The 24931-nt window shown below is 53.0% G+C and carries 15 protein-coding genes, 1 tRNA gene and 1 pseudogene; 8 read left to right on the top strand and 9 right to left on the bottom strand.

What is annotated here, in order from left to right:
- The first annotated feature begins 100 nt into the window (after positions 1-100).
- From D8U18_RS13235 to D8U18_RS13210, 5 genes and pseudogenes are all read left to right on the top strand, one after another.
- Positions 101-176 (top strand) — tRNA-Thr (locus D8U18_RS13235).
- A gap of 164 nt (positions 177-340) precedes the next feature.
- Positions 341-1674: pseudogene (locus D8U18_RS13230) on the top strand (integrase arm-type DNA-binding domain-containing protein).
- Positions 1675-2565: 891 nt separating this feature from the next.
- Positions 2566-3546, top strand: coding sequence for an integrase domain-containing protein (locus tag D8U18_RS13220; RefSeq protein ID WP_131107780.1), 981 nt, complete (start codon positions 2566-2568; stop codon positions 3544-3546).
- Positions 3543-3833: a hypothetical protein gene (locus tag D8U18_RS13215; protein WP_131107779.1), complete on the top strand. Its 291-nt coding sequence runs from the start codon at positions 3543-3545 to the stop codon at positions 3831-3833. Before D8U18_RS13220 ends, D8U18_RS13215 begins: the two co-directional genes overlap by 4 nt.
- A 230-nt stretch (positions 3834-4063) precedes the next feature.
- Positions 4064-11650 (top strand): CHC2 zinc finger domain-containing protein, encoded by a 7587-nt coding sequence (locus D8U18_RS13210; RefSeq protein ID WP_177435019.1) that lies wholly within the window; start codon positions 4064-4066, stop codon positions 11648-11650.
- A gap of 324 nt (positions 11651-11974) precedes the next feature.
- Here the strand turns inward: D8U18_RS13210 and D8U18_RS13205 are convergent, their stop codons facing one another.
- The 4 genes from D8U18_RS13205 to D8U18_RS13190 all read right to left on the bottom strand — a co-directional run bounded on the left by D8U18_RS13205 (position 11975) and on the right by D8U18_RS13190 (position 13925).
- Positions 11975-12685, bottom strand: coding sequence for an SDR family oxidoreductase (locus D8U18_RS13205; protein ID WP_130904481.1), 711 nt, complete (start codon positions 12683-12685; stop codon positions 11975-11977).
- Positions 12686-12727: 42 nt separating this feature from the next.
- On the bottom strand, positions 12728-13384 hold the full coding sequence (locus D8U18_RS13200) for a DsbA family oxidoreductase (RefSeq protein ID WP_131107777.1): 657 nt from the start codon (positions 13382-13384) through the stop codon (positions 12728-12730).
- Positions 13381-13599, bottom strand: a complete 219-nt coding sequence (locus D8U18_RS13195; protein ID WP_056852134.1) for a 4-oxalocrotonate tautomerase family protein — start codon at positions 13597-13599, stop codon at positions 13381-13383. The genes D8U18_RS13200 and D8U18_RS13195 overlap by 4 nt, the downstream gene beginning before the upstream one ends.
- 128 nt (positions 13600-13727) lie before the next feature.
- Positions 13728-13925, bottom strand: coding sequence for a hypothetical protein (locus D8U18_RS13190; RefSeq protein ID WP_131107776.1), 198 nt, complete (start codon positions 13923-13925; stop codon positions 13728-13730).
- A gap of 46 nt (positions 13926-13971) precedes the next feature.
- Here D8U18_RS13190 and D8U18_RS13185 point away from each other — a divergent pair, with 46 nt between their 5' ends.
- From D8U18_RS13185 to D8U18_RS13175, 3 genes are read left to right on the top strand one after another with little or no spacing between them, the layout of a single operon-like run.
- A complete protein-coding gene (locus tag D8U18_RS13185) occupies positions 13972-15312 on the top strand; it encodes a CHASE2 domain-containing protein (RefSeq protein ID WP_131107775.1) in 1341 nt (446 codons plus the stop codon).
- 39 nt (positions 15313-15351) lie between these two features.
- Entirely contained in the window at positions 15352-15717 is a 366-nt protein-coding gene (locus tag D8U18_RS13180) for a hypothetical protein (protein ID WP_131107774.1), read from the top strand.
- A gap of 15 nt (positions 15718-15732) precedes the next feature.
- Entirely contained in the window at positions 15733-17310 is a 1578-nt protein-coding gene (locus D8U18_RS13175) for a M48 family metallopeptidase (RefSeq protein ID WP_131107773.1), read from the top strand.
- Positions 17311-17493: 183 nt separating this feature from the next.
- Here D8U18_RS13175 and D8U18_RS13170 read toward each other — a convergent pair whose 3' ends face one another.
- The 5 genes from D8U18_RS13170 to D8U18_RS13150 form a co-directional block, all read right to left on the bottom strand.
- Entirely contained in the window at positions 17494-18780 is a 1287-nt protein-coding gene (locus D8U18_RS13170; RefSeq protein ID WP_131107772.1) for an OprD family porin, read from the bottom strand.
- Between the two features lie 459 nt (positions 18781-19239).
- Positions 19240-19452, bottom strand: a complete 213-nt coding sequence (locus D8U18_RS13165; RefSeq protein WP_056852132.1) for a hypothetical protein — start codon at positions 19450-19452, stop codon at positions 19240-19242.
- 245 nt (positions 19453-19697) lie between these two features.
- A complete protein-coding gene (gene aguA / locus D8U18_RS13160; protein ID WP_131107771.1) occupies positions 19698-20804 on the bottom strand; it encodes an agmatine deiminase in 1107 nt (368 codons plus the stop codon).
- 5 nt (positions 20805-20809) lie between these two features.
- On the bottom strand, positions 20810-21688 hold the full coding sequence (gene aguB, locus D8U18_RS13155; protein WP_056852130.1) for an N-carbamoylputrescine amidase: 879 nt from the start codon (positions 21686-21688) through the stop codon (positions 20810-20812).
- Positions 21689-21953: 265 nt separating this feature from the next.
- Positions 21954-24866, bottom strand: coding sequence for an aminotransferase (locus tag D8U18_RS13150; RefSeq protein ID WP_131107770.1), 2913 nt, complete (start codon positions 24864-24866; stop codon positions 21954-21956).
- Positions 24867-24931: the final 65 nt, after the last annotated feature.

Raw genomic sequence — 24931 nt, 5'->3', positions numbered from 1 at the left:
TCGGGCGTGTCAGAAATCAGCAACAGAGGTTTGCGCAAAAATAGTCAGAATTCAGGGGTTTACAGAACCTGCCCAATCGCTATAATCGTCGCCCTGACACGCCGGTATAGCTCAGATGGTAGAGCAACTGACTTGTAATCAGTAGGTCCCGGGTTCGATTCCTGGTGCCGGCACCATATCCAGCTCCATCGCGTTCCACCGAATGCCTTGGAAGCCCCTAAAACCCGCCCTTTGGCGGGTTTTTTCGTTCCAGGACCCTCCGTCGGGATCCAGCAAAATACCCCATCCCCGGGGGTATTTTTAGGGTACAGCGTCTTGCCTGCATGGAGAACGTACCCTTATGCCACGCCTAGCCGTTCCTCTCAGCGACCTCAAATGCCGTACGGCGAAACCTCGCGAACGCGCCTACAAGCTATTCGACGGTGGCGGCATGTACCTCTTCGTGAAACCCAACGGCGTGAAAACGTGGCGATTGCGCTACTTCAAACCCAGCGGCAAGGAAGGCACGCTGATCATCGGCAACTACCCCATCATCTCGCTGGCCGTCGCGAGGACCAAGCGCGATGAAGCCAAGGCCCTGTTGATCGACAACATCGACCCGATGGAAGAGAAGAAGAAAGCGAAGCTAGCGGCTCAACGAGCTTCCCTGCTTTTTGAAACCGTCGCCCTGGAGTGGCACGCCGAAATGTCGCGGCGCTGGACGGAGGGACACGCCAAGACCGTCATGAGCCGGTTGCGCACCCACGTCTTCCCCCTGATCGGCCAACGCCCCATCGCTGAGCTTGATACCCATGATCTGCTTGAGATCACTCTGCGTATCAAAGAGCGCGGCACCATGGACGTTGCTCTGCGCGTGCAGAATTATCTCTCCACCATCATGCGGGGCGCGAAGCGGGCAAGGCAGATCAGCCAGAATCCTGCGCTCGATCTGGCAGGGTCGATTCATGCCCCGCGTACAGTGCACCGCACCGCCCTGCCCTCTCACTCAACCGCCTCCCCGAACTGCTCAGCCGGATCGACAACTACAACGGCCGTGAGGTAACCAAGCTGGCTGTACTGCTGACGCTGCACGTGTTCGTGCGCTCCAGCGAACTGCGCTTTGCGCGCTGGGATGAGTTCGACCTGCAAAGGGCGATGTGGGAAATCCCCGACACCCGCAAGCCAATCGACGGCGTGCGCAATTCCACTCGTGGCACCAAGATGAGCGGAGACATACAGATGGTGCCGCTCTCTCCGCAAGTCATCGCGATCCTAGAACGATTACGCGGCTTGAGTAGATTCTCCGAGCTGGTGCTGCCCGGTGACCACAAGTACTGGAAGCCAATGTCAGAGAACACGGTTAACCAGGTGCTGCGCAACGTTGGCTACGACACATCCAAGGAAGTATGCGGGCATGGATTCAGGACCATGGCCTGTAGCGCCTTGCTGGAGTCAGGGCTGTGGACAGACGCGACTATTGAGCGGCAAATGAGCCACAAGGAACGCAATCGCGTGCGTGCCGCCTATATCCACAAGGCCGAATTTCTGGAGCAGCGTCGGCTGATCATAGCGTGGTGGAGCAATTACATCGATGCCAACAGATCGGGGCATGTCACTCCACATGAGTTCGCCCATCCAGCTGGCGACAACATCACTCCCTTGCCAAGTGGGCGTGGCGCATTCAATCGTCGGTGAACCCTCCAGATCACCGTTGGCCGCTCTTTAATTCGGGTCCATCCAAACAGGGCTGCAAAGCCGCCCTGTTTGGATGGACCTCGCTTTGCAAAGCTAAAAGCCAACTCGGTTCCTTTAGATGCCACTGATTTCCACCGGTGGATAATTTCATACACAGCCCCAGAGGCCACGAGTAATGGGGCGTTGACCAAAATTATCCACAGGCGTAGAACTGATCTTGCAAGCGCTGTCGATGACAGCAGCCCAGGTGACCCGAGCCTTCAAGGTCACGCCGCTCCCGCGGTGGTTCTCCCCAAGGGCGATTCGCATCCGGCAGCTCGCCCGGTCACTACCCATGTGATGGATGCTCTTACACATATAGCGCTCGTGCGCCGATACCCCGTACCTCGCTGCCCTGCAGCAATCTATCCGCTTGGCCGACTACTGCGCCAACCTGTGCCCGTGTCTTTCTGTGGAAAGAGACGGGCACTTCTAACACTGCCGCAGCCCTGATCGCACAGGGCTTTGCGGCATTCCCCCTCGTGACAATCGGCGTGACAAACGCCGATGTCACCAGCAACAGCGCTGTAGATGATGGTGCCGCAGACCAAGGAATGGACTGCACCTGACTGACAGTCAGGCATGCCCCGGTCATCGCATTGCTGCTTGCACCTGGCTCAGGATCTCGCGGCACTGGTCTCGTCAGCCAATGCAGCCTCCACCCGCCCACCGGTAACGGTGCTCAGGAGGCCAGATCATGAGATGCCCTTGCTCCCGGACGTAAGGAGCCGCCAGTCCCGCGTTAGAGGACATCCCCACAGGTCGCAGGGGCCTTGATCCCTGATAACACTCAGCATTCTTGGCGGGATGACGTGGGGCGAGGATTGGAGATCGGATGATGAGGTGACTGACATGGCCTTGGTGGGTAGACGCGATGGCCGCAATTTCGGTTACGGCAGGCAACTGAGTTATGCAGGGCCGCAGGCGTTGAAAGACATGTTCGGCGGAGGCCATTACGGCACGGTCAAAGCTCACAGTGATCGGTGGCAGGCATTTGTGAAGTGGTGCCGCTCCGACCAGGGGCCCGGCATCAATGATGCGCGGCAGATTGATCGGAAGCTGTTGGCCGACTATGCGGCGTATCTGCGCGACATTGTTAAGCGCGGTGATCTCGCCGTCAGCACCGCGCAGAACCGGCTATCCAGCGTTAACAGGACTATGGCTGCGCTTCGCGGTGATCAGTATGTGAAGGTACTCAGTCCGAGCAAAGCGTTAGCAATGCAGCGCTGCAACGTTCGCAAAACAGCGCCCCAGGGGCAAGACAGCGGGCAGTTGAGACAGATCGTCGATGCCTTGTGCAAACATGGGCAGTTACGTGTAGCCGCGATTGCTCAGTTGGCGCGGTCCACGGGCATCAGATTTCGTGAGGCGGTCTTGGCGGACTTGCCAAGATTGTGTCGTGAGGCGGATAGCCTTGGGAAGATCAACATACAGGATGGCACCAAGGGTGGCCGGGCTGGTGCTTCGGCACCTCGTTGGATTGCGGTGGATGAGCATATTCGAGCCGCCTTGGCGTTTGCGGTGCAGGTATCGCCGGTGGGCAGCCGCAACATGGTTGCGACCAGTGAAAGCTACAAGGAGTTTGTTCAGAGAATCGTCGGGCCCGCTAGAGACGTTCTGCATGCCCACAATCTCAAAGGATTTCATGAGCTGAGAGCGGCGTTTGCGTGTGAGCGTTACCAGCAGATCACCCAGCATCGGGCACCTGTTAACGGTGGGCAGTGCTGTGCCATAGATCGTCGTCTTGATCGTGAAGCTCGCATGCAGATCAGTCGAGAGCTGGGGCATGGCCGAGTTGATGTGGTCGCTTCCTATATTGGGGGGCGGGTATGACCAAGACGTTTGATATGGAGGTGTTCTTGTTTGGCGTTCTGACAGGCTCGCATTCGACCCGAGAGCGGCATTTGCGGCAGGCGAAGGATATCCAAAAGGCAATTACTGAGCGCTGGGCACGAGGTAATCCATGGACCTGGCAAAAAAAACATCTCAATTGGATTTTGAAACACCATTTGAGCAAGCGCGCTGAATCCACCCGTTATTACTATTTTTTAACCATATGCCTGATAGCTGACCGTTTAGGAAAGGACTGGAACTTCGAACACAAGATAGCGAATACGTAACACGAATAGGGACTCTTCGTTAATACTATAGCCAAACTTAACAATGTAAAGCGCCTAGCAATCACAACATCAGCGAAATTTATTAACTTTTAATCCATCCTCGATAGATCAGATGTATCGAGGACGGTCACCTTTTTTAAACGGAAACGCTACACGACAGGGCACGTTAGTGACAGCGTCGCTAAAAAATGATAGGGTTTTGCCATCACATGCATAGATGCGAAACTAACATGAACAACAAAACTTCAGGGAATGACTTCCATCAACTCATCCAACTGTTAGCAGATAATATAGAGATTGATGAGCTCGCGGAACGCTTGGGACTGCCAGTAAAGAAAGTAGGTGATAAAGCGATATCCCTGTGTATTGAGCACAATGAAAAAAACCCTTCCATGCAGTTGTACAAAATAAGCTCATACGACAGATCTCATTATCACTGTTTTTCTTGCCACGCTCATGGTGACATCTTCAAGTTTGTACAAAAAGTCCGAAATATAGACTTCACAACGGCCGTTAGATGGCTGGCGGAGACCTACGGCTATACCATTCCCAAACAACCTTCCAGAACGCAACACAAAACAAGCACATCACTTCCCAAGCAAAAAGAACAAGAAAAAGTCCATATTGACTCAGAAACATTAGAAGCCGCGTTAAAAATATACAGAAACAACTCAAGTAAAGAACTTGAACCTTGGCTAAAATCCAGGAAATTCACATTAGCAACAAGCATAGCCGCGGAAATATCTCTAGCATCACCAAGAACTTTATCTCGAGAGATAGAGAGTCACAAGGGTAATTATGGTGTATTCCGAGCAATGCTCGAACAGTTCGAGTCAAGCGGACTAATAAGAAGAGAGAATTCAGACCTCACTAATGTGCAGGGCCAAAACCTAAACCTAGGCGATTCATATAGAGATTTCTTCTACGATCAGCGTGTAATATTCCCTATGCGGGACGAAAACAAAAAGCTTGTTGGGTTCGCTGGACGCAAGACAAAAGAAGGCTCGAAATCACCAAAATACCTCTACTCCCCTAAATTACCCAAGTCCTCTATCCTATATAGATATCACGAGGCCTTTTCCAAAATAAAATCACTTATTGAGGAAACCAAACAACCTAACCTCTATGTCTGTGAGGGATTGCTGGACTGCCTCAGACTAGAAAAGCTAGGGTACGCAGCGGTAGCAATATTAGGTTCAAGTCTCTCCGAACATCAAGCCCAACTTTTAATAAATCTAGCCAATACCCTTCCTGAGATATCCCCTCTCCGTTTAAAAATCTTTTTAGACCGTGATCAAGCTGGTTTAAAAGGTTCAGCACTATCTATTGAAAAAATATTAAGTAAGGATACCAATCTCCGAATTGAAGTTTCATTTATATGGACTCTTGATGATGACATACCTACCGATTCAGCGGGTGCAAAAGACCCTGATGAGTTGCTGAGTAATTTTGAGTCATTAAAAGAAGCCGATGCTTTTCTCGAACACTCTACACACCCCGCCGCACTCGCACTCGTATCAGAAAGACTAAAAATTTCACCTTCCACCATCCTAGATGATGCTGCTTGGACCTCCGTACCAGATGGAGCAAAATTTCGAGTAGGGCAGTACCTATCAAGTATATCCCAGGGCTTTCCTAAAAGGCTTCTCGTTACGAGCAGTTCGGAATCTGTTGATAATTTCTCTTGGACAAAGGAACTGGCAAATTACAGCGAACCTAAAAAGCTAAGGAAGAAAAGTAACTACAGCATATCATCAGGCCAAGACCAAGCCTTAAAATTGAACCTAGCAAGGGAGCTAGCTCAGTCCGGGGCTAACAAAGGGGAAGTCCTATCAGACATCGCTGCTTGGCGCAGACTTTCATTAGCGGCCACAGCATTTAACGAAGGGTTTTCATCGCGTTTAAAGCAGAATCAATTTCAACCAATAGAGCCATTTGACGCAGTACATGTTTCACGTGGATTCGGCAAAAATGAGCCAAGGCTTAAGTCAATGCCGTGCCCAGAAGACTTGGTAATTCAACAATATATAATCAATGAGCTTTTATCCGAACAACTAGACGAAAGCTCAGAGCTAGGATTTAGTAGATTTATTCCGGCGGTACGTTTCTATCGAGATTCAGATAGAAAAAAAACTACTGGAGAACCTAATGGATCATCCTTTGACGAAACACTTAGTTTCGCCTATCAAATTGACATGGATGTTCTAGAGGGTAGGCATCCACCATCTTCGGGTGGAATTTTTCGACCATTCTTTGACTGCTGGAAAGAATTCATTGCGTCACTCCTTTCACAAGGTGAAGGGATGAGTCAAGTACACATGATCCGACTTGATTTGAAGCGCTATTATGACAATATAAAGCGCTCTGTCATGAAGGGGATGCTTCAAGACTGTATAAATTCCGCCTTTGAGAAGTTAGATAACTCAGAAAACTTTGCTCCACTCTTTCAGCCGGCCGGCTTTACGGATGAGCGTAATCGAGCTGTAGTCGATTTTCTAGTAGACCAAAGCTTCGGGTTTCACTATTACCATCCAGATACAGGCGAGCCAAAGAAATCCGATCGTGAGCGCGGGATTCCCCAGGGTCCGGTCTTATCGGCATGGTTAGGCAACAGCTTACTTTTTAAGCTGGACTCTAAGATAAGGAGCAAGCTTGTAGAGTACAACCGTGACGGTCAAACCCGTGCAGGCTATGCACGTTATGTTGATGACGTAGTAATTATCAGCGACAGCCTTGATGTGTTGAATGTACTCAGGGCTATTGTTGAAGACGTAACAAGTTCACTCGGCCTTGAAATGGTTCCAAAAGAAAGCTTCGCACCAATGAGTGCCCAAGATTTCTTAGATGAGCTAACTTCTGGCCGCGCCTTGGCAGTCTCAGGGCCACGTGAAGAAACGGAAATATTCGAAGTTGAAGATTTTGAATTTGGCTGGGGCGCCTGGCAAGACAAGCAAATAACTCGTCAAAACGCACTCGAGCTTCTGAGAGACCCACGTTTATATCAAGCTTCACCTGAAATAATAAAAAACCAAATATTTACAGCCCTCAGAGCCAGTGACCTTAGGCCTTCAGAGCTTGCAAAAGCGGCACGCTGGATCTGGTACATTTCAGCTGTAATTTGTCAGGGTACAAGCGATGCAGACATTATCGGGACCTATTGGGGAATTTGGAATAGTGTTTGTCAAAATTTACCATTTGAGTTAAATAAAGATCTACCTTGGGATGATCCGTCATTTTATGCGCTAGAAGGGCTCCAAAATTTATTGGAGAGAGCAAACAAAATCGATTACGGCTCCGACCCAATCGAATCTAATGCTCGGCAACAAGGTATTATTGGTTTAGCCCGAGCGGCTTCTGACTCGAATTTCTTTAAGTCATTCTATCTGCCAAAATCTAGTCCATGCCCTGATGGCTGGGGATCAGGCACACAAAAGCTCAAGCGTATGTTTGTGCAGAGAGTCATTTGTATTCAATGGATGGCTAGTCAACTATCAAGTCAGATCGTAAAAGCTTCCGAAACTGATTCACTTGCACTGGAGATAATAGAGAAACAGAGCGCCCGATTTAGAATATCGCTTAAGAGGGCTATAGTAACAGACATAGAGGCCAACGGTAGAAACACAACAGGCCTAACCGTATCTGGCGACGCCTTGGGCGAATGGAATTTGCTGCATGATGCTTTCTTATGGTTACACAATGCTATCGTTTGCTTAACCGTAAACTCAGACTCGAATACAAATGATCCTCTTGCGGGCTTTGCACAAGAGTTGAATAGTATTTTACAAAAATCCCGTGAGCCATCTAGTGTGTTCGCCCTAGATGATGACAATTATCTTCCAATTCTTAAATGCCTACTCCCCTCTGGAAATAGTTATGAATGCGAAATTCATGATCAAGACCCATCCGGAGAGGCTATTCTGCTGGCTTTGCAAACATTCGCTGCAATTACTCCTAGGGAGGCATTGCCGCACTTATTAGTTAACCGTAATCACTTATTACAAAATGGCGAAGCAAAAATACCATTTCCTCCGCTTCCAGGAATTCCGGCAAGCGGACTACTTCTCTATTCTAGTCGGTCATACGACTCTAACTGGGTAAAAATATCAAAAATATGGTGGGTCACACTTCCTTCATCAACTGAAAACTCAGAAGATTCTAGAAATCCTACCTTTAAAATTTCAACCGCGGATTCTCCTTCCCAAGAGTTCGTGCCAGATTGGAAAACTGTAGTAGCAGTTGGAAAGCTGGAGATTTTTGAAGCTGAGCTACCAGAGGATCATAAATTTTGGAGCCCCGCCCTTCCGCCACGCATAGAGATAGATGCCTCAAAATTAAAATGGATAGCCAATGCATTCGAAGCGATTGCCAGAATAAATAAAGTCTCTCCCCAAAGTCATAAGGAATATGTTCCTGCTTGGCCATACTTATTAACAAGTAACAGACCTGATCAAAATGACGAAAATACTTTAATCATTTCTTTGCTTACACCAAGTTACCCGACAGTAGCTCTCGATGGGCTCGCATTTGTTCGAGACGGTTCACGGGGATTGAGAACTATCGAGGTCCCTGAACAATACGGTCAATTTTGGCGTACTGGCGTATTTTTATCTGAACTCTCTGGGTTTCGTCGTGACATTGATACATTTGCTGAGCTCGGTCCGAAAGATGCGGACACCACAAGCAGGCAAGAACTACTTGAGCCGGCAACTCACTTACTCCGAAACGTATTGCGAAAACTACGAGGAGCCTATTTCAAAAATCAAGTACTGAGTGCGCTTAATGACGGAGATCACCTTCCTGCAACTGTGACAAGATCTCTGGAGCTTCTGCGTGGTTTTCCTTTTGGGGGGGAACTACGAGAAGAAATTTCATATGTTATATCCAGCGAAGCTGAAACTGCAGCAATGCATATTCGCTTGTCCGGAAAAACATATCCGTTTACACAAGGGCTATTCTCTCAGTATATAGAAAAAATCGCATTGAAGGTTCTGCACACAATACCTACGCCGTGGGGTGCGGAATTGGCGGACAGTGCTGACGCCAAATTATTGAAAACCGATAGAATCATTCCCACGGCTTACTTCGAACTCTCTCAGCGTTTCTCTAAACTAAAGAACACACAAGCCTCAGTCCCCCTGCAAGCATGCAGTTTATCTGCTCTTATTGTGGGTTGTAAAGTTGCTGCGATTTCTTCTTGGGCCCGAGAACTCGCATTTGCAATTCATGCGTTAGGAGAAGAAGACTGGCCTTTCCCCGCTGAAGGAGAGCTTACAGAGACATGGGAAATTGCAGAGAAAGGTTTTTTGATTGACCAAGAAGAGGACTCTATTCTTGCTCTAAATGCATATTTTATCAAGCAGACTAAAGCCAACGCTCCGGAGACAGCGTTTACAAAAATATCACCTTTGGGTTGGCTAGCATTAGCATTATGTAGAATAGGTTTATCTGGTGAACATAAGAAGCTACCGCTAGCGGGCGAGTGGGACACCATAACGAAAAACAAACTTAAGCGACTGGTGCTTCTCCTCAGCAAGACACCTACAGAAAGTGAGAAAGACCAGCCAACCCTTGATGGAAATTGGCCCTTTGAGTTTAACCATGATGAGATTTTTTCCTCATGGCACGAACCATGGGTAGTTGACTCCATTAATTGCCTCTACACTGTAGAGGCTAACTTGAAACTTAAAACTAGAGATGCTACAGGCCCGTGGAAGCTTAACTCATCCGAGAACAGCTTCAAGTCAATATCGGGGGAGGAATGGTCTATTTCACGCTGGCAGATCGCGCTATCCGGTGGCGTACGGCCTGAGCGTGTACAGCAAGGTTCTAAATTCTTCAGCACTTGGCAGGAAACCTATAATTGCGATGGCAATCTTATATTGGTCAGCGCTCGCAATGAAAAACTTAGTCGGCTTTTAAGTTTAAACAGTCATCTGGCCAGCCCTCTTAGCGAAGTCGACGAAGAAGTTCAACTTTCAAGTAATGAAACCTCCTCTACTCTCGATGTGAACTCTAGTCTCTACGACATCGAATCAAACTCCATCGATGAGAAAACAAATACTCAAGAACGACTTGATCCTATATCCGTTGAAGACACACCAGAATCGACCGAGCCCATCGATAAGACTGCTTCAATTGATACAAAAGACCTACATAACTCGACTCGAAAAGACTGGCGCTCTCTTCAAGAGAGAGTATGGGACCCGCGTCAACAGCGTTCACCCGGTCATGTTCGAATCGCAATAATGCAGTGGGACGTAAACGATACTTATCGCCATCCTATAGTAGACTCCAACGACTGGAGCAATGAACTTCCGCCCAAAAATACGGGATCATCTGCGAGTCGTAATGAGCTTCGCCGGAGAAAGTTCATATCTGAAGCATTATCCGCCTGTAAGAGCTTTCGCGTAGACTTACTGGTTATTCCGGAATACTCAGTTCGCCCCGATACAATCAAATGGCTTCGAGAGCAAATAAAAAGAAAGCCAGATATGCCTGCTGTACTAGCAGGTACATATAAACTGTATGGCAACACAATGGATACAGGGTTTGCGGAGGTACACGACGGTATTTTAGGACTTGCAGACCACTTGAAAACGTTCTCCACCTCACCACCGTCCAAGCCTATGACGTACATGTCGGGGGAGCACAGTTCAATCTTGACTCTGATTGCTCCGTTAAAGCTGAGCGACGGAGAGCGTATAGCTTGCACATTTTCACGCAGAAAAAAATACTCATCACTTGCTGCATCTGAAGTTTTTTCACCATTACTAGAGCCTTTATCACCTCTATTTTCACCAGATTTTCTGCTTTCAGAACTTAGGAGCCGTGACACCGATGGCGCCCGAACAGCTTTTGACAACGTGATTAAACCAGAAGAAATTCTGGACTACTCCCAACAATTAAGACACCTTCTACACAGCACTGAATTTATCTGCTCTGAACTTTTTCTACCAATGAGCCCAGTCAACTATAGGGCGTTAGCTGCCGAATTAAGAAAACAAGCAATCAAGTTTGGCCGCACTATATCCAGCGAAAAAGCCGAAGCCATTCTGATTGAAGATTTAGTATCTATGTCGAAATACCTCGGCCTATCTGGAGACGGCAATAGTAGGAGATCTATAATCTTGGTACCCGCTATGACGTCCAGATCAGCAGACTATTGGATATTTGGGCAGGCCACTTTGCTATCCGGTGGTGCGACAACAGTTTTTTGCAATGCCGTTTGCAAGAAGCAAGCAGTCGGTGGAAGTTGCTTCATCGGTAGAGAAAGCTGGACGAATTCGAAAAAGTCAATTTTTCACGACCTGATAACTCCGTACGCTGGGTGGTCTAAAGGCATTTACTACAATAATCCTAATGATGCCTTGGGACAGACAGAACAAGCCATCGTTATAGCTGACGTCGACCCGTCTTTCATGCAAGAAGGAAAGCCCAGGCCTCAAGCTTTAGCAGTACCACTCCAGTTAGTAGCATACCTTCCAATAGCTGAGCTTACTGAAAAGAACAGGGATAATTTCTACTTAGACCTAAAAAAATCTATTGCATTGATAAATGCCGCGGAAATGTCGGGCAGAAATATATCGCCTGAAGCACCCGGCATAAATGAGACTCGACAGATATTCTCCAATATTTTTGAAGGCGAGGATCTTAGGCCGCTTAAAGAGCGGTATGAACATTGGCGAGATCACTGGAGGGCAAACCCAACCGCTGGCATCCCTCCTGTGATAACAGACTGGTTAACAGTCGATCTGTTTGATGAGATTGGCTCAATGCCAAATATTTTCATTCCACCGTATCCGTCCAGAGAGGATTAATACAACTAGTATTTTAGTAAATTCGGAAGTCGGTTGAGGTCTTCGTAGTATGGAGACCTCATCACACGCTTTACAGTGTGATTAATTTCAATGGAGAAATCGGTCATCGTCTTCAAAGCCCTGATTCGATTCCATATAACGCCATAAACAGCTGATTTATTTATAGCGACCCTTTGAGGTACGCCACAAAATCCACCAAATTCCAGCCCCGCGAATCCCCTGCCCTCACAGCAAGAAACCGTTCGTCTGGTGCCGCACCATACAAAACAAAGCCCTCGTAGCAATACGAGGGCTTTGTTGTTTCTGGCGCTTACCAGTCAGAGCTTAGTGACCCGCGCTCTGTCCGCCATCGACGTGGAGGATTTCGCCAGTGACGAACTTGGCGTTGTCCAGGTACACGACGGCTTGGGAAATGTCATCGATTTCACCCATGTGCCCGACCGGGTGCAGTGCGCCCAGGGCGGCGTGGGTTTCTTCGCCGTGCATTGGGGTCTTGATGATGCCAGGGCTGACCGCGTTTACCCGGATACCGCGTTTTGCGTACTCGATGGCCAGGGATTTGGTCGCGGCGTTCAAGCCACCTTTGGTCAACGATGCCAGTACCGATGGCACGCCGTCGATGGCGTGGTCCACCAGGCTGGTGGTGATGTTGACGATGTGGCCGCTACCCTGTTTCTCCATCTCGTTGATGGCCAGCTGGGTGATGTAGAAGAAACCGTTGAGGTTCACCGACAGCACGTTGGCGTAGTCCTCGGCGGTGTACGCGGTGAATGGCTTGGCGACGAAGATGCCCGCGTTGTTGACCAGGGTGTCGACGCGGCCGAAACGGGCGACTGCTTCACTGATTACGCGCTGGGCGGTTTGCGGTTCGCCGATGTCGCCGGCCACGGTGAGAATGTCAGGATCGGTCGAAGGTTTGATCGAACGCGAGGTGGCGACGACTTGATAACCGAGTTCACGGAAAGCCTTGACCATGCCATCGCCCAGACCTTGGGATGCGCCAGTGATTACGACAACTTTTTTCGAATTGCTCATGATAAATACCTCTAACTAAAGTGGGGTTTGAAATTTGATGAATCAGGCTTCGGCAGATGCCTTGGCCATTTGTCTCAACATCTGTTCGTAGTACTCGACCGATTGCGAACCGGACACCAGGTGCCGACCGTTCAACACCATGGCAGGAACCGAATTGATGCCGTGCTGTTGGTAAAACGTCTCCAGTTCACGCACCTGGGCAGCAAATTCGCCGGATGCCAACACTTGGCGTGCGCGCTCCTCGTCCAACCCGGCTTCACCTGCCAGGCGCACCAGCGTCGACTGGTCACTCGGGTTCGCGCCTTCGCTGAAGTAGGCACGCAACAGGATCTTCTTCAGTGCCACCTGGCGTCCTTCTTCCAGCGCCCAGAGCAGCAGGCGGTGAGCGTCGAAGGTGTTGTAGAAGTGCGTACGTTTTTCCAGGTCGAACTTGAAGCCGATGGCATTGCCGCGCTCGATCTGCATCGCTTTGCCATTGGCGACGTCCTGAGCGGTACGTCCGTACTTGCGCATCAAGTGCTCGACGGCTTTTTCGCCTTCGGGTGGCATGTTCGGGTTGAGCTCGAAAGGCTTATAAGTCAGCTCGACCGACACCTCACCCGCTACGTTCTCGATCGCCTGCTCCAGCGCCGTCGCACCCAGAGCGCACCATGGGCACACCACATCGGAGACGAAATCGATGGTGACCGACGGCGTCATGACTGCCCCTCTTCCGCCAGCTGCTTGCGGTACTGAGTGGTGGTGATCCCGGCGTAGCCCCAGTTATCGGTATCGACTTCCTCGATCACGATATGGGTCAGGTCAGGGCGTTTGTTGAGCACGCGCTCCAGTGTTTCAGTGATCTCGGCAATCACCTGAGCTTTCTGCTCAGTGGTAACGCCATCGCGGGTGATGCGTACGCTTACGAAAGGCATGAGGGAAACTCCAGTGACCTTCCCGTCGGGATGATGGGAGAGGCGTTGGAGCTCAATGTATGGCGTTAGCTGGAGGGGATAAAGATGGGGATGGGAACATCATTAGTTACGCAGTGTAATAATCTTACTCAATTTGAAAAATAGTAAAGAGAACCTTCGCTTCGAGTTGTTTTTTGAGCAGAAGAGCGCTTGCTCATGTCGCCGCGGGCGATAGGTTCCCAAAATCGATTTTCAACGACAAAAGCAAGCGAAAAATCCTGACCCGGTAGGCGCTTTATAAAATCTCGAGCTGCCACGCAAAAAGATGGCACCTTGACATCAAGCATTACATTCCCTTAAATCGTTGACTCATTTGACTATATCGAGCCAGGAATGCCGGCCAGATCACCGCTGTTCTCTCGCTGGGAGTATGTGCTCGGCGCTCTCTTCGTGGTCCTTGCTGTGCTCGATCCTTTCGGGCTATCGAGCTCGAGCAATAACGCCTCTGCACAGTGGTTGAATCGGGTATTCGCCAATAGTTACCCAAACACCGGGCAACAGCAGATCGCCGTCATCCTGATCGACGATGCGTACCTGATGCGCAACACCACACACTGGCCGATGCCTTACGACGAGCAAAGCAAGTTGTTCAAACGCTTGCTGGCCTACAAGCCTAAAGCGGTATTCGTCGACTTCATGTACAGCCTCGATCATTCCCAAGGCGACCCTGCTCTGGGTAGTCAGCTACTGGCCAATGTTTTCGAACGCTACCGCCATCAGGGAATTCCATTGTTGTTGGCTAATACCGGTCAGGTGCGTGGCGAGGAGGGCCAGGCCAATACTCTGGCCAATCTGGTTGAAGTCAGCAGCCCTGCACTGGTGGCGTGGAACGGGTTTGGTGACAAGTACCCACTGGCGGTCCAGAAACCACTGGGACCGATGGAAACGCCGGCCCTTTTGATGTATCGCCAATATTGCCAATCGCACACCTGCGCTGATTTGCCGAGCGATACGCAAGCGGCACTCCAGAGCCCGCCCATCGCCATTCAGTGGGGGATCCACCTGGCACCGGAACAGACGCGCATCGCAGATATTGCGCATTGCTCCGCGCCCGAAGGCTTTTTGAATGATGTCGGGAAAGAGCTTGTTCAGGCGATTTTCTGGAAGCTTTCCGGCGCCGAAAAATCCCGCTGCCTCTACAGCTTCACACTATCGGCCAGCGACCTTGAAGTGAGTACGCCCGAAGATCGAGCGCTATTGACCAAATTGCTGCGTGATCGTCTGGTGTTGGTCGGCGCGAATATTACCTCTACGGGCGATCTGGTTCATTCGCCCGTGCACGGTCAGATACCCGGCGTTTACCTACACGCCATGGCGCTGGATAACCTCGTGACATTGGGTATGGACTATGACCGCGAACCAGCCAGCCTGCTGGACTTCGACGTCAATTGGCTGGACTTGGTGGAGATTGGTTTGGTGGCGCTGATTGCGTTGTTCAAAGCACAACATGATCGCCAGAATCCAACGTCAGGCATCATCGGGCTGGACGTTGAAAGAGGCGTTTTTTTCAAGTCGTCCTGGGCAACCTTTTTGCTGATGACAGCCTTGCTAGGGCTATTGAGCCTGGGGCTTCACCATTACCACTACACCCCCGTCAACGTGCTCGCCGTTCTGATGCTGTCATTGGCGATATTCAACGAAAAAATCCAGGCTTATTTCGCCCGCAAGCACTAATCACCCAATCGTATTCTGCCCAAAAAAAAGGAATCAAGGATGACCCGCCCAGCCGCTCTATTACTCACCGCATTGTTCAGCCAGGCCGTCTGGTCTGCAACGCCGACCGTCGAGGCGTTTCTCGCCGACCCTATAGCTCTACTCGATGAACAAGGCAAACTCGAACGTGAGGTGCCACTCAAGGACGCCCCAAAAACTGCACTGGCGGTACTGCAATATAACGAGGCCCTGGAGCTGGTTCAGGTCGAGTTGGCGGGCAGGAAAGTTTGGCTCGATACCATGGACCTGCGCCTTAACCCCAGCAAACTGGTGAAACTGCCTTGCCAGAAAATGCCGGGCAGCAAGACTGCCGATAGCCAAAACAACTCCACCATCGGTTTTGGTGCAGGTTGCAATCAACAATAAAGGAGGTGGCAGTAGATGAAACGTTCACTACTGGCGCTACCCCTGCTGGCCACTGCGTTACTCAGTGGTTGCAACACCCTGCACGGTGCCAATGATGCATTGATGAATCTGGTCGGTCCCTCGACGCAATCGAGAGTGGCAGGCAAGTACGTCGACAATGCGCAAGTTCGCCAACACTACAAACTCGACCCGGTGCAACAGAGCAAACAGCGTTTGAGCTACGACGGCCGGACTATCCCGGCATCCGAATTACGCCAGCACAACCTGGTGGATATCCCGACGTTGCAAGCCTACTTGCAGGGCATCGTGACCCGACTGTCCAAGGGCTGGCCCGGGGAGATGCCAACGTTGCAGGTGAAGATCACCGACAGCTACAGCTTCGGCCCATCGGCTGATCCGTTCGGTGACGTGTTCGTGCCTCTGGGCATGCTGGATAACGTTGAGAGCGAAGACGAAATCGCGGCCATGCTGGGGCATGAAATGAGCCACGTTCTGCTGCGCCACCATGACCGAATGGCGGCATTTCAGCAGCAGAAAGAATTGATGACAAATGTGGCGACCACCGTAGTCTTCGCCGCCATGGCGTCCAACACGGGTGTGGATCGCAGTACCGGGACCATGAAGTTGATCAACAAGGATCCGATCGGCACGCAAAAAACCATCGGTAACACCGTGATCTTTACCGCGTTGGCTAACAGCTTCTCGGACAACATCTGGAGCACGGCATGGGGCCGCACCCAGGAAGATCAGGCTGATTTGCTCGGCACTGACCTCATGATTCGCGCCGGTTACGCTCCCCGCGCCGCCAGCTACAGCCTGCAGCGCCTGAATGATTTCCAGGGCAAGCAAAAGCCTCTGCTCAGCAGTTTTCTCAGTGCCCGCAAGGACGCTATGCAGCAGTCGCTCGAGCAATTCAATCTTGCCAATTTCACCAAAGAAGTGGATGTGCTGCTCAATCAAGGTCTGGCCACGGGCATCACGGCGACGAGCGAATATTTCAATCGCTCGCACATGTCACCGACAGATCGTGACGAGGAGCTGCGTCAATATCTTCGACGGGAATATAATCAGGAACGTAGAGCGCGGGTCGATGCGCAAGGATGGCCGAAAATTCGTGACGCGGCGCCTGTAGCCGCCGCGATGCAAGCTTACAAAGACGCCTATGCGTCAACTGATGCTTTGGAGCAGGGCAAGGTGCGCGAAGCCGACGTTCTCAGTCAGCGTGCGCTGTCGTCTGTTGTGAAGGACCAGCCCGGCATTCGACGTGCCGCGTTTGCCGTGCATCTGGCACAAGGCAAGAGCGCCGAGGCGCTGAAAGATCTGGAATCGATCAAGGATTGGTCGCTGGCTGGCCCCTCCATCTATGACCTCAAGATCGGCTATCACCTCAAGCGCGGCGAAGCCCAAGCGGCATTGGCGTTGATCGATAAGGCTGAACGCAACCTGGGGTCGGAAGAATTGTTCATCACTGAAAAACTGCTGGCCAACCAGCAACTCAAGGATGCCGCCCAAGTCCAGACGGTGCTGCAAAAGTGCGAAAAGTATCCAGCCCGCAAGGAAAACTGTAAAAAACTCGCCCCCATCAAAGCCTGATGACATCTCTCACAAAAAACCCCGAACCCGTCGCAGTGCTGTTCAGTTAAGAGATAGAGCGAGCAATCAGTAACCTGTGGCGAGGGAGCAAGCTCCCTCGCCACAGGTACAGTGTTCGTCCTTAACTGAACAGCATTACGAACCAGTCGGGTTTTTTATCAAGCTTGAATACTCAACCCATCATCAGAAAATATTGATCGGGTAATCCACAAACACACGCACTTCGTTACCGCTGACGTTGTACTCGCTCGACTTCTGCGACACGCGCAGGATCGAACTGCGCAGTTTCACGCTGAGGTCTTTCGCCGGGCCGCTTTGTACGACGTATTTGAACTGGTTGAAGATTTCACGCTCGGTGCCGCCTTCGCTGGTGGAGGTGGTGATGTTGTCACCGCGCACGTAGGCAAAGTTGTAGCTCAAGCCAGGAATACCGAAAGCGCGGAAGTCCAGACCGTAGCCCAACTGCCAGCTGCGTTCGTCTTCGGCGTTGAAGTCGGACCAGTAGGAGTTCGCCAGGTAGATGGTGTTGCCACCGTCGCCGATGCGGTTCTGTTCTTTTTGGTAGCCGCCGTAGGCATAGCCCAGGTTGCTGTCTCCGGTGCTGCGCTGGTGCGCCAGCGTGAACGAGTGTGGACCGGTGGCGAAGGTGGCTGCCAGGCTCCAGATCTTGTTGTCATCGCCGGTGACGCCGTTGTCGCGAACGTAGGAATCGTCCAGCTTGGTACGGTAGCCGTTGAAGTCCAGGGTCAGGGACTGATCCTTGGCGAGCGGGAACACGTAGTTGGCGTTCACGTACTGCTTCTTCAGCACGTCTTCGACGTCCGATGCGTACAGGGACGCCTTGAATTGTTCGGTGAACTGGTAGCTGCCGCCCAACACGTTGATCGACTTCAAGCCGCCGCTGTCACGACCTTCAGCGCTCTTGCGCGATTCAGCGGTGAAGCGACCGGCATTCAGCTCCAGGCCCTTGATCTCCTTGGAGGTGATCAAAGTACCGGTGTAGCTTTCCGGCAGCAGACGCACATTGTCGTAGCTCAATACCGGCAGGGCCGGCATCTGGTCGCCATAGGTCAGTGTGGTGCTGGACAGACGGAATTTGACGGCCGCGCCGCCCTTGGACAGATCGTCCGCTGCGTTGCCGCTGGCGCCTTGTTTGAAGAAATCGATGCCCTGAGCTCCGCTTTTGCCCTTGCCACCGTCCAGACGCAGCGCGTACAGACCAAAGGCATCCACGCCCACACCGACAGTGCCCTGAGTGAAACCGGAAGAGAAGGTACCGATGGCCGCTTGGCCCCACTCGGCTTTGTCGGCTCGTCCATCCTTGTAATCACGGTTCATGTAGGCGTTGCGCAGCAGCACCTTGAGGCTGCTGTCTTCGACAAATCCCTTGGATTCGGCCTGGTCGTTAGCCATGGCCTGTGTAGCGCTCAAAATCCCCAGAGCGATCAAACTGATTCGCTTGTTCAACATTTTGTTTTCCTTATTACGGGTTGAAACGCGCTGTGTCGAACGGCTGAAACGGCACTATCGCGCTCTTTTTTCGTTCCGCAAACAAAAAGGCCCGCACACGAATTCTCGCGGCGGGCCTTTTTCTTATTTTTTTAGGCATGGCGGTTGGCCACAGGCGTTGGGCAGAATCGTAGCTGCGGTCTTCACCATGTGTCAATTTCATGAATCGTCTGGAATTAGGCGAAAAACATCTAAGAAAGCCCTTTACGCGGCAGAAACATTCAATTGCACTGTATTTCCCCAGTCAAACTTGACGCTCCACAATCGACGATTCAGCGGGCGCCACAGCGGGATATAGGGTGATAACCGGTAACTAAAATCTCTAAAACGACAAGAGCAATGGTGATCGCTAAACTTCGCGCAAAAAAAACGCTGCCATCCTGGCAGCGCTTTTTTTTGATCAATCCGTTGTTTTTCTTTTTATCCTTCCATCACATCCCACAACGCATCCAGTTCCGCCTCGCTGAACAAACCAGCGGGGTAGCGCTCGATCATCGTCCGGCGCGGATCAGTTTCACTGATCGGACGCGTTCCATTGGACTTGAACCAATGCGCCAGAATCTGGAGCGATTCGCTGTTTACCGCCAGGGGATGCATTGCCCGCTCGCTCACTACATTCACTTCGGCGTTCATTTCAGCGCTCTCTCCCGGTTTGTGAGCGGCTAACTTATCCAAGGTTTATGACAGAACAACTGAGTTCTCCCCTCCCTGTTTTGCCCCATGTGCAATACAAGAGCTATGCCAATGTGGCTGGATGGTCGACCAGCGGATACAAAAAAGCCCGCAGTCCTTGGTGGCTGCGGGCTTTGGGCGATGCAAAGTACGAAAACGTTTGCCTGAGCCGATTTAGCAATGAACTCAAGCTGTTACAACTGCACTCACTCTTTGTGCGGCGCTGGCTGTTGTTGGGTAAGGCAGTGGATATTGCCGCCTCCCAGTAACAGTTCGCGGCCAGGCACCATCACCACTTCGTGCTGGGGGAACAGGTTCTGCAAAATCTCTTTTGCCGGACCATCAAGCGGGTCGTCGAAACTCGGTGCGATGATGCCGCCGTTGACGATCAAAAAATTCACGTAGGAACCGGCCAGACGTACCGACGGATTGCGCTCCTGGGTGCCATCCACCGGATCGACACCGGCACATTCTTCCTCGGTCGCGTACAGCGGACCCGGAATCGGCATTTTGTGCACTGTGAATGGGCGTCCCTTCGCGTCGGTGCTGCTTTGCAGCACTTTCATCGCCGCCTGGCAGCGCGGGTAGTTCGGGTCCTGCGGGTCGTCAGTCCAGGCCAGCAGCACTTCGCCCGGACGCACGTAGCAGCAGAAGTTATCCACATGGCCGTCGGTTTCATCGTTGAACAGACCGTCAGGCAGCCAGATGATTTTATCCACAGCCAGATTCGCGCTGAGCACCGCTTCGATTTCCGCGCGGTTCATGTGCGGATTGCGATTGCGGTTGAGCAGGCATTCTTCGGTGGTGATCAACGTGCCTTCGCCGTCAACGTGGATCGAACCACCTTCGAGCACAAAGCCTTCGGTGCGATAGCGCGGGTTGCGCTCGATCTCGAGGATCTTGCCGCCCACCTGCGAGTCGCGATTCCATGGCGAATACAGGCCACCGTCAAAACCGCCCCAGGCGTTGAAATCCCAGTTCACGCCACGGACTTCGCCGTTGTTGTTGATGACGAATGTCGGGCCGGTATCGCGGACCCAGGCGTCGTCGCTGGACATCTCGACAACGCGGATATTCGGCACGTCCAGGCGGGCGCGGGCGTTTTCATACTGGCCGGCGGAAACCGCCACGGTCACGGGTTCGAAACGGGCAATGGCCTTGGCTACCGCGACGTGCGCGGCTTGCGCCGGTTTGCCGCCCAGGCGCCAGTTGTCCGGGCGCTCGGGCCAGACCATCCAGGTCTGGGTTTGCGGTGCCCACTCGGCCGGCATGTAGAAGCCGTCTGCGCGAGGGGTGCTGTTCAAAGTGGTCATGGCAGTCAGGACTCCAGGGATCCGTCGAGGGTTTTGATAGCACCATACAGGTTCGGACGGCGGTCGCGGAAGGAACCCCAGGCGCTGCGAGTGTGTTCGAGTTTGTCGAGGTCGAAACTGTGGACCAGTACGCCCTCCTCGGTCTCGTTGAGTTCTTGCACCTTCTCGCCGAATTGGTCGGCGATGAATGAAGAGCCGTAGAACGTAATGTCGTAGCCGTCCTGTTCCTCGTTGCCAATGCGGTTGCTGGCAATCAGCGGCATCAGGTTGGCACCGGCATGGCCCTGTTGCACACGCTGCCAGTGATCACGGGACGAAATGGTCTTGTCGTGCGGTTCGCTACCGATGGCGGTCGGGTAGAACAGGATTTCCGCACCTTGCAAGGCCATGCTGCGCGCAGCTTCAGGGAACCACTGATCCCAGCAGATGCCCACGCCGATTTTCGCGTAGCGGGTGTTCCACACCTTGAAGCCGGTATCACCCGGGTTGAAGTAATACTTCTCGTGATACCCGGGACCGTCCGGAATGTGGCTTTTACGATAAATCCCGAGGTTGCTGCCGTCGGCATCGATGATTGCAATGCTGTTGAAACGCGCGCGACCGGCCAATTCGTAGAAGCTGATCGGCAGCACCACTTGCAGTTCCCTGGCGACTTTCTGGAAATGCTTGATCGCGACGTTGTCTTCCACCGTCGTGGCCAGTTGCAGGTAATCCGGATTGGGCTTCTGGCAGAAGTACGGCGCCTCGAACAGTTCCTGGATCAGGATGATCTGTGCACCTTTGGCGGCGGCTTCGCGGACCAGCCGTTCAGCCACTTCGATGTTGCCTTCAAGGTCCCAGGAACAGGCCATCTGAGTGGCGGCGACGGTAACGATACGGCTCATGGATCATCTCCGGGCAAGTGCGTGACGTTCGGGCATGGTTGATCCACGCCCTGGCAATGGCGACTTTATATCCGATAAAAATCGGCTTTTAAAGCGATAAATATGCCTTGCGTCTAAAAATACCCACTTAAACCCGATAACAATCGAACTAAAACCCCAAAAATTGTAGGAGCGAGCCTGCTCGCGATAGCGGTTTTTCAGCCACGAATTCTGTGACTGTCACAACCTCATCGCGAGCAGGCTCGCTCCTACAGGGGGCCGGTGTTTACAGGTCTTCCGACAACACCTTCGAGAGCATGTCGACAAAGAAATCCACGCTCTGGCGCGAAGTCACCATCGGCGGCTTGATCTTCAGGACGTTGAGGAAATCACCGGTCGGCTGCATGAAAATCCCCAGCTCACGCAAACGATCGCACAGCGCCGTGGTTTCTTCGGTGGCCGGCTCCAGGGTCTCGCAATTGCGGATCAACTCGACCCCCAGATAAAACCCGGACCCATGCACGGCACCCACCAACGGATGAATATCGATCAGCGCTTCAAGGCGTTCCTTGAAGTACCCGCCAACGACCTGGGCGTTTTCCCAGAGTTTTTCTTCCTCCATGACATCCAGCACCGCCATGCCGACCTGGCAACTGACCGGACTGCCGCCCGCCGATGAGAAGAAATAGCCCTCGGCCTCCAGCGCTTCGGCGATTTCCCGGCGAGTGATCACCGCGCCCAAGGGCTGGCCGTTGCCCATGCCCTTGGCCATGGTGATGATGTCCGGCACCACGCCCTGCTCTTCGAACCCCCAGAAGAAATGGCCCATGCGTCCATAGCCGACCTGCACTTCGTCGGCGATGCACACACCGCCCTGGGCGCGAACCATTGCGTAAACCTGCTTCAAGTAACCCGGCGGTAGCGAGATACCGCCGGCATTGCCATACACCGGCTCGCAAATGAAACCGGCCAGTTGGCGCTTCTGTTCGGCGATTTTCGCCAGGTTGTGTTCGACGCTGCGCACGTAGTCCGGCGCGCTGTCCGGCCCACGGAATTCGCCGCGGTAGGTATTCGGGGCGGTCACCGGATGCACCCAGTCCGGACGGCTGCTCAAGGCCTTGGGATTGTCGGCAATCGACGTCGACACCGCGTCAGCACCCACCGTCCAGCCGTGATAGGCCTCAAGCACGCTGAGCATGTCGCGACCGCCGCTGTAAGCCCATGCCAGACGGATCGCCAGATCATTGGCCTCGCTGCCGCTGTTCACCAGGAACACGCGGTCCATGGAATCCGGCGCCAGATTCAGCAATCGCTCGGAAAACTCCGCGACCGCGGCATAGTTGAACCGCGAGTTGGTGTTGAGCAGCGACCACTGACGGCTGGCGACCGCGGCCATGCGTGGATGACCGTGGCCGAGCACCGCGACGTTGTTGAGCATGTCGAGGTAGGAACGGCCCTGCATGTCGATCAGGTGATTGCGCCAGCCGCGCTCGATTCGCGGCGGGTCGACGTAATAGTGTTTTTGTGTACGGGCGAAACTGGCGTCGCGGCGGGCCAGCAGGGTTTGCGAATCGAGCTCTTTTTCCGCATCACAGGCCAGGCCCAGCAATGCTGCCGGTGACGGACACAATGCCTGCCACGCTGCCGCACGCGACGGCGTGCAAAACAGCGGCGCACTGAACGAAGACCCTCGGCACAACTGCACGATCAGCGGTCCGCTGACCGAGCCCAACACCTGGCCTTTGACCAATGCCGCACCTGCATGCAATGACGGCGTGACACCCCAGAGCCGCACGCTCAGTTGCGGACCGTCGAGTTGCAGCACATCCGGCAACGGCTGGTGAACCACGCCGGCAAAGGGTGCCTCGATCGTCGTGCCCGCAGGCACCCGCAACTCGACGTGCAACGGGCAAGTGTCCGGTTCGGCGGCGCAATCCGGACGGGTGCGGGACAACCGGTATTGCCCGTACCGACTGGCCGCCAGACCGTGGACGGCGGCAGCTTCGTCGAGCAATCGCTGATCGGTGCCTGCTTGTTCCCAGTTCCCCGCTTCGAAGTGCGGGCTGAGAACGCCCAGGTCAATCAAGGCAAATTCACGCCCGACCAGGCTTGGCAGCAACGGCGCAAAACCTTCACTGCCAATGTCCGGCAGGTTCTGGCTAACCGCCGTCAGGATGGCCGCTTCCATCAGCGCCAGCGGCACCGAAGTCGCCACGCGGAAAATCTCCCACTCGTGGCTCAAATTATCGCGGCTGTAGGTGTTGCCCGGATCGATGCTGACCTGCTGTTCACCGCTGAGTACCAATACCGCGGCACGGGCGACGATCAGCGGCCACAACGCCAGCAACTCCTCGTGGGTCAGCGGATTCACCGCATGATAGGCCTGCACCGCCGGCAGTATGCAGAACGGATCGCCTTCGCCGTGATGCAACAGCGCCGCGCAAGTTACCGACAAGTCAGTGATGCGCCAGGTGCGCACCAGATCGCCGAAATCGATCACGCCTTGCAACTGCCAATGACGCTGGGCATCACGCTGCCACACCACGTTGTCATCGGTGATGTCCATGTGAATGGCTTGCACCGGCAGCTTGTCTTCCAGGGGTTGCAGACGGCGTTCTGCCTGTTCCGCGGCTTCGGCGATCAGCCGGCGCTGGTTGTCGTCCTGGATGACCGGCAACAAATGCGCGATCAGGGCCTGCGCGTGGCGCGCATCCCATTGCAGCGAGCGCACCAGCCCCGGATGGTCGAAATCCGCCAGCGCCAGGTCCATCTCGCCGCACAAGCGACCGAAACCGGCCACCACCGTGGAGTTGAAGTATTCGAGGTGGGTCAGCGACTGGCCTTCGATGTAGTCCAGCAGGCGCACATGTACCGCCTGGCCCGCGACATTCAACGAGAGTAGATCCGCACCGTTTTTGGCCGCGATCACTCGTGGCACATGCACGTCGGGGTGCTGCGCCAAATGTTTGAGCCCGGCATGCTGGGCCTGTAACTCCAGTGCCGAGTAGTCTCCGCGACAGATTTTCAGAACAAACCGGCCCTGCTCGCTATCGACGCGGTAGTTGAGGTCCTGCTGGCTGCCAAGGGCCTGCAATCTGCCGCTCAGTCCGTAATGCTCCTGCAACAGCTCTAGCGCTTGCTCCGCAGACACTTGCGGGCTGGGCAAACTGGCGCGATGAATCAACGTGGCGAGCGGCATACAACGACCCCTGAAATGTTTTTAGGCGCCTATATCGCCACTGCCGAAGACGATACGCAACCCCC

Origin of the sequence: Pseudomonas sp. Sample_10 (assembly GCF_004321495.1) — a bacterium.
In the GTDB taxonomy this organism is placed as follows: Bacteria; Pseudomonadota; Gammaproteobacteria; order Pseudomonadales; family Pseudomonadaceae; genus Aquipseudomonas.
Note: the sequence above shows the minus strand (reverse complement) of the source record. Positions and strands in the feature narration are given on the sequence as shown.